Annotated in this window: 18 protein-coding genes; 17 read left to right on the forward strand and 1 reads right to left on the reverse strand. The window is 32.3% G+C overall.

Going from position 1 to position 15,817, the window contains the following annotated elements; all coding sequences use genetic code 11:
- The first annotated feature begins 4 nt into the window (after positions 1 to 4).
- The 12 genes from infA to ctlX all read left to right on the forward strand — a co-directional run bounded on the left by infA (position 5) and on the right by ctlX (position 9,528).
- Complete coding sequence (gene infA, locus JI750_RS18145; protein ID WP_007136545.1) at positions 5 to 220, forward strand: translation initiation factor IF-1; 216 nt, start codon at positions 5 to 7, stop codon at positions 218 to 220.
- Between the two features lie 12 nt (positions 221 to 232).
- The gene (ykgO, locus tag JI750_RS18150; protein ID WP_002987490.1) at positions 233 to 349 is read left to right on the forward strand and encodes a type B 50S ribosomal protein L36; all 117 of its coding nucleotides are present in this window, start codon (positions 233 to 235) and stop codon (positions 347 to 349) included.
- Positions 350 to 351: 2 nt separating this feature from the next.
- Complete coding sequence (gene rpsM, locus JI750_RS18155) at positions 352 to 726, forward strand: 30S ribosomal protein S13 (RefSeq protein ID WP_008464322.1); 375 nt, start codon at positions 352 to 354, stop codon at positions 724 to 726.
- A gap of 8 nt (positions 727 to 734) precedes the next feature.
- Entirely contained in the window at positions 735 to 1,118 is a 384-nt protein-coding gene (gene rpsK / locus JI750_RS18160) for a 30S ribosomal protein S11 (protein ID WP_026727866.1), read from the forward strand.
- Positions 1,119 to 1,210: 92 nt separating this feature from the next.
- Positions 1,211 to 1,816: a 30S ribosomal protein S4 gene (rpsD, locus tag JI750_RS18165; RefSeq protein WP_008464326.1), complete on the forward strand. Its 606-nt coding sequence runs from the start codon at positions 1,211 to 1,213 to the stop codon at positions 1,814 to 1,816.
- A gap of 21 nt (positions 1,817 to 1,837) precedes the next feature.
- Positions 1,838 to 2,830 carry a DNA-directed RNA polymerase subunit alpha gene (locus tag JI750_RS18170; RefSeq protein ID WP_008464329.1) on the forward strand — a complete coding sequence of 331 codons (993 nt, stop codon included), beginning with the start codon at positions 1,838 to 1,840 and terminating at the stop codon, positions 2,828 to 2,830.
- A gap of 62 nt (positions 2,831 to 2,892) precedes the next feature.
- Positions 2,893 to 3,384: a 50S ribosomal protein L17 gene (gene rplQ / locus JI750_RS18175; RefSeq protein WP_008464331.1), complete on the forward strand. Its 492-nt coding sequence runs from the start codon at positions 2,893 to 2,895 to the stop codon at positions 3,382 to 3,384.
- A gap of 247 nt (positions 3,385 to 3,631) precedes the next feature.
- Positions 3,632 to 4,741, forward strand: a complete 1,110-nt coding sequence (gene carA, locus JI750_RS18180) for a glutamine-hydrolyzing carbamoyl-phosphate synthase small subunit (RefSeq protein WP_202005492.1) — start codon at positions 3,632 to 3,634, stop codon at positions 4,739 to 4,741.
- 113 nt (positions 4,742 to 4,854) lie between these two features.
- Complete coding sequence (gene eno / locus JI750_RS18185; protein WP_008464336.1) at positions 4,855 to 6,147, forward strand: phosphopyruvate hydratase; 1,293 nt, start codon at positions 4,855 to 4,857, stop codon at positions 6,145 to 6,147.
- Between the two features lie 153 nt (positions 6,148 to 6,300).
- Positions 6,301 to 7,578, forward strand: coding sequence for a citrate synthase (locus JI750_RS18190; RefSeq protein ID WP_111379752.1), 1,278 nt, complete (start codon positions 6,301 to 6,303; stop codon positions 7,576 to 7,578).
- Positions 7,579 to 7,640: 62 nt separating this feature from the next.
- Positions 7,641 to 8,555, forward strand: coding sequence for a dimethylarginine dimethylaminohydrolase family protein (locus JI750_RS18195; RefSeq protein WP_202005495.1), 915 nt, complete (start codon positions 7,641 to 7,643; stop codon positions 8,553 to 8,555).
- Positions 8,556 to 8,592: 37 nt separating this feature from the next.
- Positions 8,593 to 9,528: a citrulline utilization hydrolase CtlX gene (gene ctlX, locus JI750_RS18200; protein ID WP_202005498.1), complete on the forward strand. Its 936-nt coding sequence runs from the start codon at positions 8,593 to 8,595 to the stop codon at positions 9,526 to 9,528.
- An 82-nt stretch (positions 9,529 to 9,610) separates the two neighbouring features.
- Here the strand turns inward: ctlX and JI750_RS18205 are convergent, their stop codons facing one another.
- A complete protein-coding gene (locus JI750_RS18205) occupies positions 9,611 to 10,237 on the reverse strand; it encodes a MarC family NAAT transporter (protein WP_095931487.1) in 627 nt (208 codons plus the stop codon).
- Between the two features lie 152 nt (positions 10,238 to 10,389).
- Between JI750_RS18205 and JI750_RS18210 the strand changes: the two genes are divergently transcribed.
- The 5 genes from JI750_RS18210 to JI750_RS18230 all read left to right on the forward strand — a co-directional run bounded on the left by JI750_RS18210 (position 10,390) and on the right by JI750_RS18230 (position 15,791).
- Positions 10,390 to 10,755, forward strand: a complete 366-nt coding sequence (locus JI750_RS18210; RefSeq protein ID WP_202005501.1) for a CoA-binding protein — start codon at positions 10,390 to 10,392, stop codon at positions 10,753 to 10,755.
- A gap of 95 nt (positions 10,756 to 10,850) precedes the next feature.
- The gene (recR, locus tag JI750_RS18215; protein ID WP_202005503.1) at positions 10,851 to 11,471 is read left to right on the forward strand and encodes a recombination mediator RecR; all 621 of its coding nucleotides are present in this window, start codon (positions 10,851 to 10,853) and stop codon (positions 11,469 to 11,471) included.
- A 71-nt stretch (positions 11,472 to 11,542) separates the two neighbouring features.
- Positions 11,543 to 12,334 (forward strand): polysaccharide biosynthesis/export family protein, encoded by a 792-nt coding sequence (locus tag JI750_RS18220; protein WP_202005506.1) that lies wholly within the window; start codon positions 11,543 to 11,545, stop codon positions 12,332 to 12,334.
- Between the two features lie 15 nt (positions 12,335 to 12,349).
- Positions 12,350 to 14,797, forward strand: a complete 2,448-nt coding sequence (locus JI750_RS18225) for a polysaccharide biosynthesis tyrosine autokinase (RefSeq protein WP_202005510.1) — start codon at positions 12,350 to 12,352, stop codon at positions 14,795 to 14,797.
- 10 nt (positions 14,798 to 14,807) lie between these two features.
- Complete coding sequence (locus JI750_RS18230; RefSeq protein WP_202005513.1) at positions 14,808 to 15,791, forward strand: SDR family oxidoreductase; 984 nt, start codon at positions 14,808 to 14,810, stop codon at positions 15,789 to 15,791.
- Positions 15,792 to 15,817: the final 26 nt, after the last annotated feature.

Here is a 15,817-nt window from a genome sequence, read left to right on the forward strand (position 1 = left end):
ATTTATGGCAAAACAATCAGCAATAGAACAAGACGGATCAATTATAGAAGCATTGTCAAATGCGATGTTCCGTGTAGAGTTAGAAAATGGACATATTGTAATTGCTCATATTTCTGGTAAAATGCGAATGCATTACATCAAATTATTACCTGGTGATAAAGTGAAACTAGAAATGAGTCCTTACGATTTGTCAAAAGCAAGAATTACTTATCGATATTAAAGGATATTCACTATGAAAGTTAGAGCATCAGTAAAAAAGAGAAGTGCCGAGTGCATTATCGTGCGTAGAAAAGGGAGACTGTACGTAATAAACAAAAAGAATCCTAGATTTAAACAAAGACAAGGATAATTATGGCAAGAATAGCAGGGGTAGATATCCCAAAAAACAAAAGAGGTGTTATTGCACTTACCTACATCTTCGGATTAGGAAAAAGTAGAGCTATTGAGATTTTAGAAAAAGCTCAAGTAAGCCAAGATAAAAAAGTTCAAGATTGGAATGACGATGAAATCGGAGCAATTCGTGAAGCTGTTTCATTTTACAAAATTGAAGGAGAATTACGTTCTGAAATTTCTTTAAACATTAAACGTTTAATGGATATTGGTTGTTACAGAGGTATTCGTCACAGATCTGGTCTTCCATTAAGAGGACAAAGAACTAAAAACAACTCAAGAACAAGAAAAGGTAAAAGAAAAACTGTTGCTAACAAGAAAAAAGCAACTAAATAATAAGTAATATGGCTAAAGCAACTGCAAAAAAACGTAAAGTTATCGTTGAATCAACGGGTGAGGCTCATATTTCTGCCACTTTTAATAACATTATTATTTCTTTGACTAATAAGAAAGGTGAAGTTATCTCTTGGTCTTCAGCTGGTAAAATGGGTTTCAGAGGTTCTAAAAAGAACACTCCTTATGCAGCTCAAATGGCAGCAGAAGATTGTGCTAAAGTAGCACTTGAGGCAGGACTTAAAAAAGTGAAAGTTTATGTAAAAGGACCAGGTAACGGACGTGAGTCTGCTATCCGTTCTATTCATAACGGTGGAATTGAAGTTACTGAAATTATTGATGTTACTCCAATGCCGCACAACGGATGTCGTCCTCCAAAAAGACGTAGAGTTTAATTTTTTATTTTTATAGTATAAACAAGGTAGAACATAGATTATCGAAGGATTAGACCTGAATTCATAATTTCTACCTTAAAATTTTTTTTAAAATGGCAAGATATACTGGTCCTAAAACCAAAATCGCTCGTAAATTTGGCGAAGCAATCTTCGGAGATGATAAATCTTTCGAAAAAAGAAATTACCCACCTGGACAACACGGGATGGCTAAAAAAAGAGGAAAAAAATCTGAGTACGCTGTTCAGTTAATGGAAAAGCAAAAAGCTAAATATTCTTATGGAATTTTAGAAAAACAATTCAGAAATTTATTCGAAAAAGCATCAGCGACTAAAGGAGTAACTGGTGAAGTTTTATTACAATTATGCGAAGCAAGATTAGATAATGTTGTTTTTAGAATGGGAATTGCTCCATCTAGAAGAGGTGCGCGTCAAATCGTTTCTCACAGACACATTACTGTAAATGGAGAGGTTGTTAATATTCCTTCTTACCACCTTAAGCCTGGTGATAAAGTTGCAGTTCGTGAAAAATCTAAATCTTTAGAAGCTATCGAACGTTCTTTATCAAATTCAAGTCATGTTTATGAATGGATTACTTGGAACAATGATCTTAAAGAAGGAACTTTCGTTTCTGTACCTGCGAGACTTCAAATTCCAGAAAACATTAAAGAACAATTAATCGTAGAGTTGTACAACAAATAATAATTGACTTAGTCGAAATTTATGGCAATATTTAATTTTCAAAAGCCCGATAAAGTTATCATGATCGATTCAACCGATTTTGAAGGTAAATTTGAGTTTAGACCTTTAGAACCTGGTTATGGATTGACAGTTGGTAATGCACTTAGAAGAGTTTTGCTTTCAGCGTTAGAAGGTTATGCAATTACATCTGTTCGTATCGAAGGTGTAGATCATGAGTTTTCTACTATTTCAGGTGTTGTTGAGGATGTTACCGAAATTATCCTTAATCTAAAACAAGTACGTTTCAAACGTCAGATTGAAGATATCGATAATGAATCAGTTACTATTTCTGTTTCTGGTAAAGATCAATTAACAGCAGGTGATTTTCAAAAATTTATCTCAGGTTTTCAAGTTTTGAATCCAGACCTTGTTATCTGTAATTTAGATTCTAAAATCAAATTGAACTTCGATTTAACAATCGAAAAAGGTAGAGGATACGTTCCTGCTGAAGAGAACAAAAAACAGAATGCTGCAATTGGAACAATTTTTACAGATTCTATTTTTACTCCGGTAAAAAATGTAAAATATGCAATCGAAAATTTCCGTGTAGAGCAAAAAACAGATTACGAAAAATTAGTTTTTGAAATCAAAACTGATGGATCTATTAATCCAAAAGATGCTCTTACTGAAGCTGCTAAAGTTTTAATTCACCATTTCATGTTATTCTCTGACGAAAGAATTACACTTGAGGCTGACGAAATTGCACAAACAGAATCGTATGATGAAGAGTCATTGCATATGAGACAATTGCTTAAAACTAAGCTTGTTGATATGGATTTATCTGTGAGAGCATTAAATTGCTTGAAAGCGGCTGAAGTTGATACACTTGGTGATTTAGTATCGTTCAATAAAAATGACCTAATGAAATTCCGTAATTTTGGTAAAAAATCTCTAACTGAACTTGATGAACTTGTTGCAGTGAAGAATTTAACTTTCGGAATGGATTTAGCTAAATACAAATTAGATAAAGAATAATTTACTTCATATTTTGCTCTCCATAGTGGATTGTAGCAAGATGAAGATAAAAAAAACACGTCATGAGACACGGAAAAAAATTCAACCACTTAAGCAGACAGACTGGACATAGAAAAGCTATGTTGGCTAATATGGCTTGTTCTCTTATTGAGCACAAACGTATTAACACTACTGTTGCTAAAGCTAAAGCGCTTAAACAATTTGTTGAGCCTTTAATCACAAAGTCAAAAGAGGATACGACTCACAATCGTCGTATTGTTTTTGCTTACTTACGTAACAAATACGCTGTTACTGATTTGTTCAGAGATGTTGCCGCTAAAGTAGGTGACCGTCCAGGTGGATACACTCGTATCATTAAAGTTGGAAATCGTTTGGGAGATAACGCTGATATGGCGATGATCGAACTTGTTGACTTCAATGAACTTTACAACGGAGGTAAAAAAGAAGTTAAAAAAGCGAAAAGCCGTCGTGGTGGTAAAGCTAAAAAAGCTGAAACTGCTGCTCCTGAAGCCCCTGCTGCTGAATCAGAAACGACTACTGAAGCTTCTGAATAATTATGAGAGTAATCATTCTATAATATTAAAGGATAAACTAATTTTTAGTTTATCCTTTTTTTTTGATTTTTTTGAAACGAAAGAAATGTAACTTATTTAAAATGATAGGTTTTATTTTTACGAATGAAAGTTTTAAAAAATCTTGGAAGGGCTATTTTAAAGAAGTAAATTTGCAAAATTCTAATTACACTTAAAACCTACGTTTTGGTTTTATAACTTGATTAAAAAAAACAATACAAATTAAATAATGAAATACACAACACGACAAAGCGCCATTTTATTACTTAGTGATGGGACAATCTTTCACGGAAAATCTATCGGAATCAGCGGTAAAACTTTCGGTGAAGTTTGTTTTAATACTGGAATGACAGGGTATCAGGAAATCTTTACTGATCCTTCTTATTTCGGACAAATTATGGTTGCTACAAATACACATATCGGAAACTATGGTGTTAATGATTCTGAGGTGGAATCTGATAGTATTAAAATTGCTGGTTTAGTTTGTAAAAACTTTAGTTTTAATTATTCTAGAGAAAATGCTTCTGGAAGTTTAGAAGATTATTTTGCTAAACAAAACTTAATCTGTATTTCTGATGTAGATACTCGTGCACTTGTGAGTTACATTCGTGATAACGGTGCTATGAATGCTGTAATTTGTACAGATGGTACTTCAATTGAAGACTTGAAGAAAGAATTGGCTAATGTGCCAAATATGGAAGGTTTAGAGTTGGCATCAAAAGTTTCTGCCAAAGAGCCATACTTCTTTGGAGACGAAAATGCTACTTACAAAATCTCGGCTTTAGACCTTGGTATCAAAAAGAATATCTTGAGAAATCTTGCAAAAAGAGATTGTTACATTAAGGTTTATCCTTTCGATTCAACTTACAAAGATATGACTGAGTTTAATCCTGATGGATATTTCTTGTCAAATGGACCTGGTGATCCAGATCCTTTATTTGGAGCAATTCAGGTGGCAAAAGAAATTTTAGCCGATAATAAACCTTTATTTGGAATCTGTTTAGGGCACCAAGTGATTGGTCTTGCAAATGGTATTGAAACTTATAAAATGTTTAATGGCCACCGAGGAATTAATCATCCAGTTAAAAACATCATTACAGGCAAAGGTGAAATAACTTCTCAAAATCACGGGTTTGCTGTTAGAAAAGAACAATTAGAAAATCATCCAGAGTTAGAAATTACTCACTTACATTTAAATGATGGCACTGTTGCTGGAATGCGAATGAAAAACAAAAATTGCTTTTCAGTGCAATATCACCCAGAGGCTAGTCCAGGACCACACGATTCGTCATATTTGTTTGACCAATTTGTGGAGAATATTAAAAGTAGCAAAGTCTAAAACGATGTAGTTAATAAATAAACGGGTTTAATGACTAAAGCTCGCTTATAGTATTAAATATTTTTATAATTTCGAAAAAAAAAAATATAATTTATTAATAAAAAACAAAAATAATGAGTATTATAATTAAAGTTCACGCAAGACAAATTCTTGATTCTAGAGGTAATCCTACTATTGAAGTTGATGTAGTAACTGAAAATGGAGTTTTAGGTAGAGCTGCTGTTCCGTCTGGAGCATCAACTGGAGAGCACGAAGCTGTTGAATTACGTGATGGAGGTAAAGCTTATCTAGGTAAAGGTGTTTTGAATGCAGTGAATAATGTAAATACTATTATTGCTGAAGAATTAGTTGGAACTTCTGTTTTCGAACAAAACACAATTGACCAATTAATGATTGATTTAGATGGTACTCCAAACAAATCTAAATTAGGAGCTAATGCTATTTTGGGTGTTTCTTTAGCTGCTGCAAAAGCTGCTGCTAACGAACTTGGTTTGCCATTATACAGATACGTAGGTGGTGTTTCTGCTAATACGTTACCAGTTCCAATGATGAATATCATCAACGGTGGTTCTCACTCTGATGCACCTATCGCATTCCAAGAGTTTATGATTTTCCCAGTAAAAGCAACTTCTTTTACACATGCTATGCAAATGGGAACTGAAATTTTCCACAACTTGAAAAAAGTATTACACGATAGAGGTTTAAGCACTGCAGTAGGTGATGAAGGAGGTTTTGCTCCAAACTTAGCTGGTGGAACAGAAGATGCTTTAGATACTATTAAATTAGCAGTTGAAAAAGCTGGATATTCTTTCGGTGACGAAATTATGATCGCTCTTGACTGTGCTGCTTCTGAGTTTTATGTAAACGGTAAATACGATTACACTAAATTTGAAGGAGAAACTGGAAAAATCAGAACTTCTGCTGAACAAGCTGAATACTTAGCTGAACTTGCAGCTAAATATCCAATTATCTCTATCGAAGACGGTATGTACGAAGATGACTGGGATGGATGGAAAGCTTTAACTGAAAAGATTGGTGATAAAGTACAATTAGTAGGTGATGATTTATTTGTTACTAACGTTGCTCGTTTATCAACTGGTATCGAAAAAGGAATTGCTAACTCTATCTTGGTGAAAGTAAACCAAATTGGAACTTTAACTGAAACAATTGCTGCTGTAAACATGGCGAAAAATGCTGGTTATACATCTGTAATGTCTCACCGTTCTGGAGAAACTGAAGATAATACAATTGCCGACTTAGCTGTTGCTTTAAACTGTGGTCAAATTAAAACAGGTTCTGCTTCTCGTTCAGACCGTATGGCTAAATACAATCAATTATTGAGAATTGAAGAAGAATTAGGAAGTACAGCTTATTTCCCTGGTTTGAATGCTTTTAAAATCAAATAATTGAACAAATTATATATTGGAAAAAACCATCCGCCGCCGCGGATGGTTTTTTTTTGGACTTTTAACAAATTCATAGCAGTATTCTTTTTTTAATTAGTCTTAAATTCATTAGATTTGATAAATTATTATTTAAAGAATTATTTCCAGTATATTATGTCAAAAATAGCTACATTAGAAATAGATGGTAAGAAGGTTGAGCTTCCAGTAATCACAGGAAGTGAAAACGAATCAGCTATCGATATTAACAAATTACGTGATTTAACAGGTTATATTACTCTTGATCCAGGGTATAAAAATTCAGGATCTTGTACAAGTGAAATTACTTTCCTAGATGGAGAGGAAGGAATTTTGCGTTACAGAGGATATTCAATCGAAGATCTTGCTGAAAAAGCTAGTTTCTTAGAGGTTTCATATCTTTTGATTTTTGGTGAATTACCTACAGCTAAGCAATTAGAAGATTTTGAAAATGGTATTAAAAAACATTCTTTGGTAAACGAAGAAATGAAAAATATCATTGACGGTTTCCCTAAAACAGCTCACCCAATGGGAGTGTTATCTGCTTTAACAAGCGCTTTAACAGCTTTTAATCCAAAAGCAGTTAATGTAGATAATGAAAAAGAAATGTACGAGGCTATTTGTAAAACAATGGCAAAATTTTTAGTGATTGCTACATGGACTTACAGAAAGTCTATGGGTTATCCTCTAAATTACTATGATAACACAAAAGGTTATGTAGAAAGTTTCATGCAATTAATGTTTAAATTGCCTACAGGACCTTATGCTGCAAATCCAGTAATTGTAAACGCTTTAGATAAATTATTTATTCTTCATGCAGATCATGAGCAAAACTGTTCTACTTCTACAGTTAGAATGGTAGGTTCTTCTCATGCTGGTTTATTTGCTTCAGTTTCTGCAGGGGTTTCTGCTTTATGGGGGCCACTTCATGGAGGTGCAAACCAAGCGGTACTTGAAATGTTAGAAGAAATTAATAAAGACGGTGGAGATACTGATAAATTTTTAGCGAAAGCGAAAGATAAAAATGACCCATTCCGTTTAATGGGATTCGGACATAGAGTTTATAAAAACTTTGATCCAAGAGCTAAAATCATCAAAAAAGCAGCAACAGAAGTATTAGAAACTTTAGGTGTTGAAGATCCGATTTTGGATATTGCTAGAAAATTAGAGAAAGCTGCTCTTGAAGATGAATACTTCAAATCAAGAAACTTATATCCAAACGTTGATTTCTACTCTGGAATTATCTACAGGGCTTTAGGAATTCCAACAGATATGTTTACTGTAATGTTTGCAATTGGAAGATTACCAGGTTGGATTGCGCAATGGAAAGAAATGCGTGAAAATAAAGAGCCAATCGGAAGACCAAGACAAATTTATACAGGACATCCTTTAAGAGAATTTAAGTCTAATAAATAAAAAACGAAAGCTTTACTTTACTGTGAAGCTTTTTTTATATTTGCTCAAAATATAATAAAGTTATGTTGCAATTAAATGTAAAGAACGAAACGTCTCGGCTTCGGGCTGTAGTTTTGGGTTCTGCTGTTCATAATGGTCCAACTCCAACTATAGATGAGGCTTATGACCCTAAATCATTGGAACATATTAAGGCAGGGACTTATCCTGTAGAAAAAGATATGGTTGCTGAAATGGAAGCTTTTAATGCTGTTTTTCAGAAGTATGATGTAACTGTTTATCGTCCAGAAATGATCGAAAATTACAATCAGATTTTTGCTCGTGATATTGGATTTGTAATTGATGATGTTTTTGTGAAATCTAATATTCTGCCGGATAGAGAAAGAGAATTAGATGCTATTCAATATGTAATTGATCAGATTGATCCTTTGAAAGTGGTTCGTCCTCCAGAAGAAGTTCATATCGAAGGAGGAGATGTTATGCTTTGGAATGATCATATTTTTATCGGAACTTATAAAGGAAGCGATTATAAAGATTATATTACTGCAAGGACAAATATGCATGGTGTAAATTATATTAAATCTTTGTTTCCTAATAAGATTGTGAAGGAATTTGATCTTGTAAAATCTTCATTGGAAGCGAGGGATAATGCTTTGCATTTAGATTGTTGTTTTCAACCTGTTGGAAAAAATAAAGGAATTATCTACAAAAGAGGTTTTCGCGAAGAAGCAGATTATCGTTATTTGGTAAAACTTTTTGGAAAAGAAAATTTATTTCATATCGAAAGAAATGAAATGTATAATATGTTTTCGAATGTGTTTTCGATAGATGAAAATGTCGTTGTTTCTGAGAAGAATTTTACGAGGTTGAATAACTGGCTTCGTGAAAATGGTTTTACTGTGGAAGAAATTCCATATGCTGAAATTTCAAAGCAGGAAGGTTTGTTGAGATGTTCAACTTTACCATTAATTAGAGACTAAAAATTCGTTTCAAGTTTGAAACAAAAAAAGATAAAAAATGAGACAAACTACTAATGCTATCGTGATGATTCGTCCAGTTGCTTTCAGAATGAATGAGCAGACGGCTGTAAATAATTATTATCAAAAAGTATTAGACGGACTTTTGCCAAGTACGGTTAATGCTAAAGCACAGCAAGAATTTGATGCTTTTGTAGAAAAACTAAGAGCGGTTGGTGTTGATGTAACTGTGGTAGATGACAATATAGAGACTGATACTCCGGATAGTATTTTTCCAAACAATTGGGTTTCATTTCATGAAAATGGAGATGTGGCGCTTTATCCAATGTTTGCTGAAAATCGTCGTCAAGAACGTCGTGAAGATATTTTAGATACTTTAGAAGAAAAAGGATTTGAAATTTCTAATATTATGGATTATACTTCTGCAGAAGAAGATGGCATTTTCTTAGAAGGGACAGGAAGCTTATTATTAGATAGAGCTAATGGAAAAGCGTATTGTGCATTATCACCAAGAGCTGATGAAGAATTGTTTATAGAGTTCTGTGAAGATTTTGATTATGCTCCAGTAATTTTCGAAGCTTTCCAAACTGTTGATGGCGAGCGCAAATTAATTTATCATACTAATGTAATGATGTGTCTAGGAGAAACTTTTGCAGTTATCTGTGCCGATTCTATTGATGATAAGAAAGAGCGTAAAATGGTTTTGGATAATTTGAAAGCAGATAAAAAAGAAGTTATTTTAATTTCAGAAGATCAATTAAATAATTTTGCTGGTAATATGTTGGAAGTTCGTGGGAAAGATGATAAGAGATATATTGTAATGAGCGCATCGGCACATCAAAGCTTGACTCCAAAACAAATTGCACAGTTAGAAAATCACGCAGAGATTTTAAGTTCAAGTTTGGATACTATAGAAGCCTGTGGCGGTGGTAGTGCTAGATGTATGATGGCAGAAGTTTTCTTGCCAAGAGATTAAAATAAGAAGACTTTAATAAAAAAAGAAAAGGGATAGAATCACAATTGATTTTATCCCTTTTCTTTTGGAAAATATATTTGAATTAGAAATTTCCTTTGATGATATTAACAATTGCACTTACAATATATTGAATGCCGATTGAAATAACTATAAAACCAACAATTCTAGAGATTGCCACGATTCCTGAAGCACCTAGTATTCTAGCTAGATAATGAGCACTTTTTAGAATTGCAAAAATGGCTACTGCGATTGCTAAAATTGCTAAAGAAGATATTATGATTTCATTTATCTCGTGATGTTCTTGGTAAAAGGCAATTAAAAGCGACATTGATCCAGGGCCAGCAAGCATTGGTATTGCTAAAGGTGTTAGTGCAATATCATTTCTGTGCTGTGCTTCATTTTCAATTTTTTTGTTGATTCCTCTTTTCTTGTTGAATTTTCCAGAAAGTAAAGAAAAACCAGAATTTACAATTACAATTCCGCCAGCAATTCGTAAGGCGTCTATGCTAATTCCGAAAAAAGTTAAAACATATTGGCCAATAAAATAAGAAACCAATAATATGATGAAAACATTGATTGCTGTCCAAAGAGAGATTCGGGATCTTTCTTTTTGAGAATCATGTTGCGTTAATCCAACAAAAATTGGCACCGTTCCGATTGGGTTTAAAACCGAGAATAAAGCGGCAAATAGATAAATAAATAATTCCATATGATATTGGTTAGTGAAGTAAATGTAGTTATTTTTTAATGCTTTTGTGTGAAATTATGTTATAATAATGTTTTTAATTGTTATCGATTCTGAATCAAAGACATAAAGTTAAATCGTTCTTTTTGATTACTTTTGCAGTCTAAATAAAAACTATGAAAAGTAAAAAAACATTAGTTATAGGAGCATCAACAAATCCTGAACGTTATTCATATAGAGCTGTAAATATGTTGGTAGGAAAAGGACATTCTGTTTTAGCAATTGGTCAAAAAGCAGGTGAAGTTGCTGGAGTAAAAATCCAAACTAAAGCATTACCAGTAAAAAATATTGATACTATTACTTTGTATTTAAATCCTGTTCGTCAACGAGATTATTATAATTATATTATTGAAGCGCATCCTAAAAGGGTGATTTTTAATCCTGGGACAGAAAATCCAGAACTGTATCAATTGTTAGAGTTAAATGAAATTCAAGTTGAAGTAGCTTGTACATTGGTTTTATTGGCTACAAATCAATATTAAATAAAATATTTGATAGTGATTTCTTACTATTATTGAGACTTGAATTTAATGGCTGTAATGTAGGCTAAACCATTAAAAGTATTACTTTTGTCGTCATGGAATTTTCATCAAAATTAATTGAAAAAGCAGTAAACGAAATGTCACAATTACCTGGTATTGGTAAACGTACAGCACTTCGATTAGTTCTTCATTTGTTAAAACAGCCTAAAGAACAAACCGCTTTTTTATCTCAAGCATTATTGAACATGCGTGAGAATATTAAATTTTGTGAAAGTTGCTATAATATTTCTGATACTAAAACTTGTGAGATCTGTGCTAATCCAGTTAGAAATCATGAGACTATATGTATTGTTGAAGATATTCGAGATGTTATGGCGATAGAAAATACTGGGCAATTTAAAGGAATATATCATGTGCTTGGTGGAAAAATTTCTCCGATTGAAGGAGTTGGTCCTAACCAGTTAAATATTTCTAGTTTGGTAACAAAAGTAAAATCTGGAAATGTATCGGAGATTATTTTTGCATTAAGTTCAACAATGGAAGGAGATACAACAAATTTTTATATCTATAAACAAATTGCAGATAGTGAAATTATAATTTCAACAATTGCGAGAGGAATATCGGTTGGAGATGAATTAGAATATGCAGACGAAATAACATTAGGGCGAAGTATTTTACACAGAATCCCTTTTGAAAAAACATTTAAAAATAATTAACTAAACCCCAAATAGCAATTAGACTTTTCCTGTCATTATAAGGAAAAGATCTTTGCAATAACATTGAACGAATGACAAAAAACAGTTTTTTTCTTTTTTTACTAGTTTCAACATTATTTACCTCATGTATTCCGATTAAAGATTTGGTGTATCTTCAGGATAAAAATGATTCAGGCGAACAAAAATCAATTGCAGCGGTAGAATCAAAACCATATAGATTACAAGCTAATGATATTTTAAAAATCAATATTAAAGCAATCGATCCTAAATTAGTATCTATTTTTAATACAACTGATGATCAAAATGGACAAGGAGGAAAAAGTGAATCTGGTTTATATTTTGATGGTTTTACTGTTGATGATCATGGAAATATAAGAATGCCTATTCTAGGAGAAATAAATGTAATTGGCTATACTCTTGAAGAAGTTCGCGTAAAAATTGAAAAGAAATTATTAGAGGAATATTTTAAAAGTGAAGCCAATATTTTTGTTACTGTTAAGCTGGCTGGTTTTAGGTATACTATTAATGGAGAAGTTGGGAGCACTGGAACCAAAACGCTATTTAAGGACAATGTAACCATTTTGGAAGCTGTTGCAAATGCAGGAGATATTACTACAGTTGGTAACAGAAAAGAGGTCACAGTAATTCGTCAAACTCCAACGGGAGTTCAAATGCATGATATTGATCTTACTGACGTGAATGTAATGAAATCGCCATACTATTACTTGCAGCCAAATGATTATATATACGTAAAGCCATTGAGACAAAAAACTTGGGGAACTGGACAAACGGGAATACAATCTATAGGGACAATAATTACATTGTTATCTTTGGCTACAACAGTTTATCTAATTATAAAATAAAAATAGATTTTTAAAATGTTAGACATTAAGGATTTTGCTATTTTTGAAAATCATTCACACTTTGATTTTAAAGGATTTCTGTTGAAAATTGTAAGTTACTGGAAGTGGTTTCTTGCAAGTTTGATTATTACATTCACCATTGCTCACCAGGTAAATATTCGTAAAGAAAAAATTTACGGAATGCAAACCATGATTTCTATTAAAGAAGAAAGCAATCCTTTTTTTACTTCAAATACAAGTTTAGTTTTTAATTGGGGAGGAATTTCAGATCAAGTAAATGGTATTTCTACAATTTTGCAATCAAGATCTCATAATGAGTTAGTTGTAGATAAGCTTCAATTTTATATTGATTATTTAGAACAGGGAAAATACAATTTAATAGATTCTTATGGAGCGGTACCATTTTATGTAGATATTGACAAAACAAAAGGACAGCTTGCAAATGCATTAATTGGCATAAAATTTTTAAGCGAAAATGAGTATCAAATCCAAATTCCGTTTGAAAGCAATACAGTTTCATTAATTACTTACAGTAATAACTCTTATAGTAATACCTCAGTATATCCTACAACTTTTGTCAAAAAGTACAAGACAGGAGAAAGTGTTAATCTTCCTTTTTTAAACTGGAAACTTCAAATAGTTGATAATCCAGGATTTTATAAAGGGAAAGAATATTTTGTTAGATTCAATGATTTTGACGGAACCGTATCGAGATATAAAGGCATAAATGTAGATGCAGGAAAAACTAGTGGATCGTTATTGACCTTATCGATGCAGGGAACAAATAAAAAAAGAATGGTTGATTATTTGAATTCCACTGTAAAGATGCTTATGAAATTGCAATTAGATGGTAAAAACCAATTTGCAACAAACACCATTAGGTTCATAGATAGTACTCTTGTTGCAATGGAATCTCAGCTTAAAGAAACGGGAAACGAATTAAAATCTTTTCAAAAAGATAAAAATATTTACCAGATAGAAGGTGGTGGTTCTCTAGTTTCAGAGAAAATAATGAATTTTGATGTTGAAAAAGATCAAGTTACTAGGAAAATAGCTTACTATAATTCGTTAAAATCATATTTAAATAGTAGCGAGGATTATTCTAGATTGCCGGCACCTTCTGTTGCTGGAATTGAAGACCCTAATATTCTTGCTAATGTTTCCAAACTTATAGCACTTTCTACACAAAGATCAGAAATGGCATATGCTGTAAAAAGTGAAAAAATTTTTAAAGATTTTGATAATCAAATGGCTGCAGTAAAAAATGTTCTTCAAGAGAATATTGTTACGGCAAAGTCTTCTTTGGTTTATGATTTATCTTTGCTAAATGCTAAAATCGGCCAAGCTGAAAGCACAGTTAAAAAACTTCCAGCTGAGCAACAAGAATTACTGAAGATTAAAAGAAAGTATGATTTAAATGATAATATCTATACAGAGTTTCTTCAAAAAAGAAATGAGGCAGAAATTGTAAGAGCCTCTAATCTATCCGATATTCATTTTATTGATCCTGCCAAAGATATTGGTGGAGGTTTAATAGGTCCTAAAACTTCTGTAAATTATGTAATGGCTTTGTTTTTAGGGGTTTTAGTGCCTTTGTTATTTATTCTTGTAATATTTTTTATTAATAATTCAATTCAGAATAGCGAAGATATTAGTAAATTAACTCAGATTCCATTACTTGGCGTAGTTGGTTTCAATAAAGACTCTAGTAGTATGGCTGTTTTTGAAAAGCCAAAATCAGCTCTTTCGGAATCATTTAGAGGTATAAGGTCTTCACTTCAGTTTTTATATAAAAAACAACAGGTTAGTGGTTCTAAAACACTAATGATAACTTCTTCAATTAGTGGCGAAGGAAAAACATTCTGTTCTATTAATATAGCTACTGTTTTCGCATTAAGCGAAAAGAAAACAGTAATTGTTGGTTTAGATTTAAGAAAACCGAGATTAGCAGATGAATTTGAGTTAAAATCATCTTTAGGAGTTGTTAATTATTTAATAAAGCAGAATAGCTTGAAAGAAATTACCAATTCAACACAGATTCCAAATTTAGATGTAATACTTTCGGGGCCAATTCCTCCGAACCCTTCAGAGTTGATTTTAAGTGATGGAATGAAAGAGATGATTGATGAATTGAAACAGAAATATGATTATATTGTTTTAGATACCCCGCCAGTAGGTTTAGTGGCTGATTCGTTAGAGTTAGTTCAGTTTGCAGATGTCACATTATATATTGTAAGACAAAACTATACTAAGAAAGACATGATCACGTTGTTAAATACTAGACTTAAACGTGGAGAGTTGAGCAATGTGAGTATTGTATTAAACGGTTATGAAAATAAAGCAAAATATGGTAGTGGCTACGGATATGGCTATGGCTATGGAGCTTATTCAAATGGTTATCACGAAGAAGAAGTTAAAAGTGGGTTTTGGAAGACATTTTTGAATCGAATTAGAAAAAGCTAAAGTTTGATAAATGGAAAGTAAAATAAAAAATACAATTTTAATTACGGGAGGAGCTGGATTTATTGGTTCAAATTTGACGGAGTATTTTTTAGGCTTAGATTATAAGGTGGTTTGTCTAGATAATTTTTCTACAGGACATCGCCATAATTTAAAAGACTTTTTAGATAATCCAAATTTTAAATTAATAGAAGGTGATATTCGAAATTTGGCCGATTGTAATTTGGCGGTTGAAGGAGTAAATTATGTTTTGCATCAAGCAGCTTTAGGTTCTGTTCCGAGATCAATAAAAGATCCAATTACGACAAATGATGTAAATGTTTCTGGTTTTTTAAATATGCTTACTGCAGCTCGAGATGCCAAAGTAAAACGATTTGTATATGCTGCAAGTTCTTCTACCTATGGAGACTCTCAAGGATTACCAAAAGTAGAAGATGTTATAGGGAAGCCATTGTCTCCTTATGCAATTACGAAATATGTAAATGAATTGTATGCAGAAATTTTTAGTAAGACATACGGATTAGAAACAATTGGGCTTCGTTACTTTAACGTTTTTGGACGAAAACAAGACCCAAATGGAGCTTATGCTGCTGTAATTCCAAAGTTTGTGAAACAATTTATGAATCATGAGAGCCCAGTAATTAATGGTGATGGAAATTATTCTCGTGATTTTACATATATAGATAATGTTATTCAAATGAATGAGTTGGCAATGACTTCTCAGAATCCAGAAGCCATTAACACTGTTTATAACACAGCATTTGGAGATAGAAATACATTGAATGACTTAGTTAAATATTTAAGGGAATATTTGTCGGATTTTGATTCAAAAATTAAGGATGTTCCAGTTGTATATGGCGAAAATCGAGTAGGAGATATTCCTCATTCTTTAGCAAGTATCGAGAAAGCAAAAAGAAATCTTGGTTATAACCCAAAGTATTCTTTGCAAGATGGATTAAGGAAAGCTGTTGAATGGTATTGGAATAATTTAAAATAAATTTAAGATCAAGATAAAATAGATCA

This window comes from Flavobacterium tagetis (assembly GCF_016735615.1).
In the GTDB taxonomy this organism is placed as follows: domain Bacteria; phylum Bacteroidota; class Bacteroidia; order Flavobacteriales; family Flavobacteriaceae; genus Flavobacterium; species Flavobacterium tagetis.

Coding starts and splice junctions, on each gene's coding strand:
- infA (WP_007136545.1), top strand. CDS start 5: ATGGCAAAACAATCAGCAATAGAACAAGACGGATCAATTATAGAAGCA.
- ykgO (WP_002987490.1), top strand. CDS start 233: ATGAAAGTTAGAGCATCAGTAAAAAAGAGAAGTGCCGAGTGCATTATC.
- rpsM (WP_008464322.1), top strand. CDS start 352: ATGGCAAGAATAGCAGGGGTAGATATCCCAAAAAACAAAAGAGGTGTT.
- rpsK (WP_026727866.1), top strand. CDS start 735: ATGGCTAAAGCAACTGCAAAAAAACGTAAAGTTATCGTTGAATCAACG.
- rpsD (WP_008464326.1), top strand. CDS start 1,211: ATGGCAAGATATACTGGTCCTAAAACCAAAATCGCTCGTAAATTTGGC.
- JI750_RS18170 (WP_008464329.1), top strand. CDS start 1,838: ATGGCAATATTTAATTTTCAAAAGCCCGATAAAGTTATCATGATCGAT.
- rplQ (WP_008464331.1), top strand. CDS start 2,893: ATGAGACACGGAAAAAAATTCAACCACTTAAGCAGACAGACTGGACAT.
- carA (WP_202005492.1), top strand. CDS start 3,632: ATGAAATACACAACACGACAAAGCGCCATTTTATTACTTAGTGATGGG.
- eno (WP_008464336.1), top strand. CDS start 4,855: ATGAGTATTATAATTAAAGTTCACGCAAGACAAATTCTTGATTCTAGA.
- JI750_RS18190 (WP_111379752.1), top strand. CDS start 6,301: ATGTCAAAAATAGCTACATTAGAAATAGATGGTAAGAAGGTTGAGCTT.
- JI750_RS18195 (WP_202005495.1), top strand. CDS start 7,641: ATGTTGCAATTAAATGTAAAGAACGAAACGTCTCGGCTTCGGGCTGTA.
- ctlX (WP_202005498.1), top strand. CDS start 8,593: ATGAGACAAACTACTAATGCTATCGTGATGATTCGTCCAGTTGCTTTC.
- JI750_RS18205 (WP_095931487.1), bottom strand. CDS start 10,237: ATGGAATTATTTATTTATCTATTTGCCGCTTTATTCTCGGTTTTAAAC.
- JI750_RS18210 (WP_202005501.1), top strand. CDS start 10,390: ATGAAAAGTAAAAAAACATTAGTTATAGGAGCATCAACAAATCCTGAA.
- recR (WP_202005503.1), top strand. CDS start 10,851: ATGGAATTTTCATCAAAATTAATTGAAAAAGCAGTAAACGAAATGTCA.
- JI750_RS18220 (WP_202005506.1), top strand. CDS start 11,543: ATGACAAAAAACAGTTTTTTTCTTTTTTTACTAGTTTCAACATTATTT.
- JI750_RS18225 (WP_202005510.1), top strand. CDS start 12,350: ATGTTAGACATTAAGGATTTTGCTATTTTTGAAAATCATTCACACTTT.
- JI750_RS18230 (WP_202005513.1), top strand. CDS start 14,808: ATGGAAAGTAAAATAAAAAATACAATTTTAATTACGGGAGGAGCTGGA.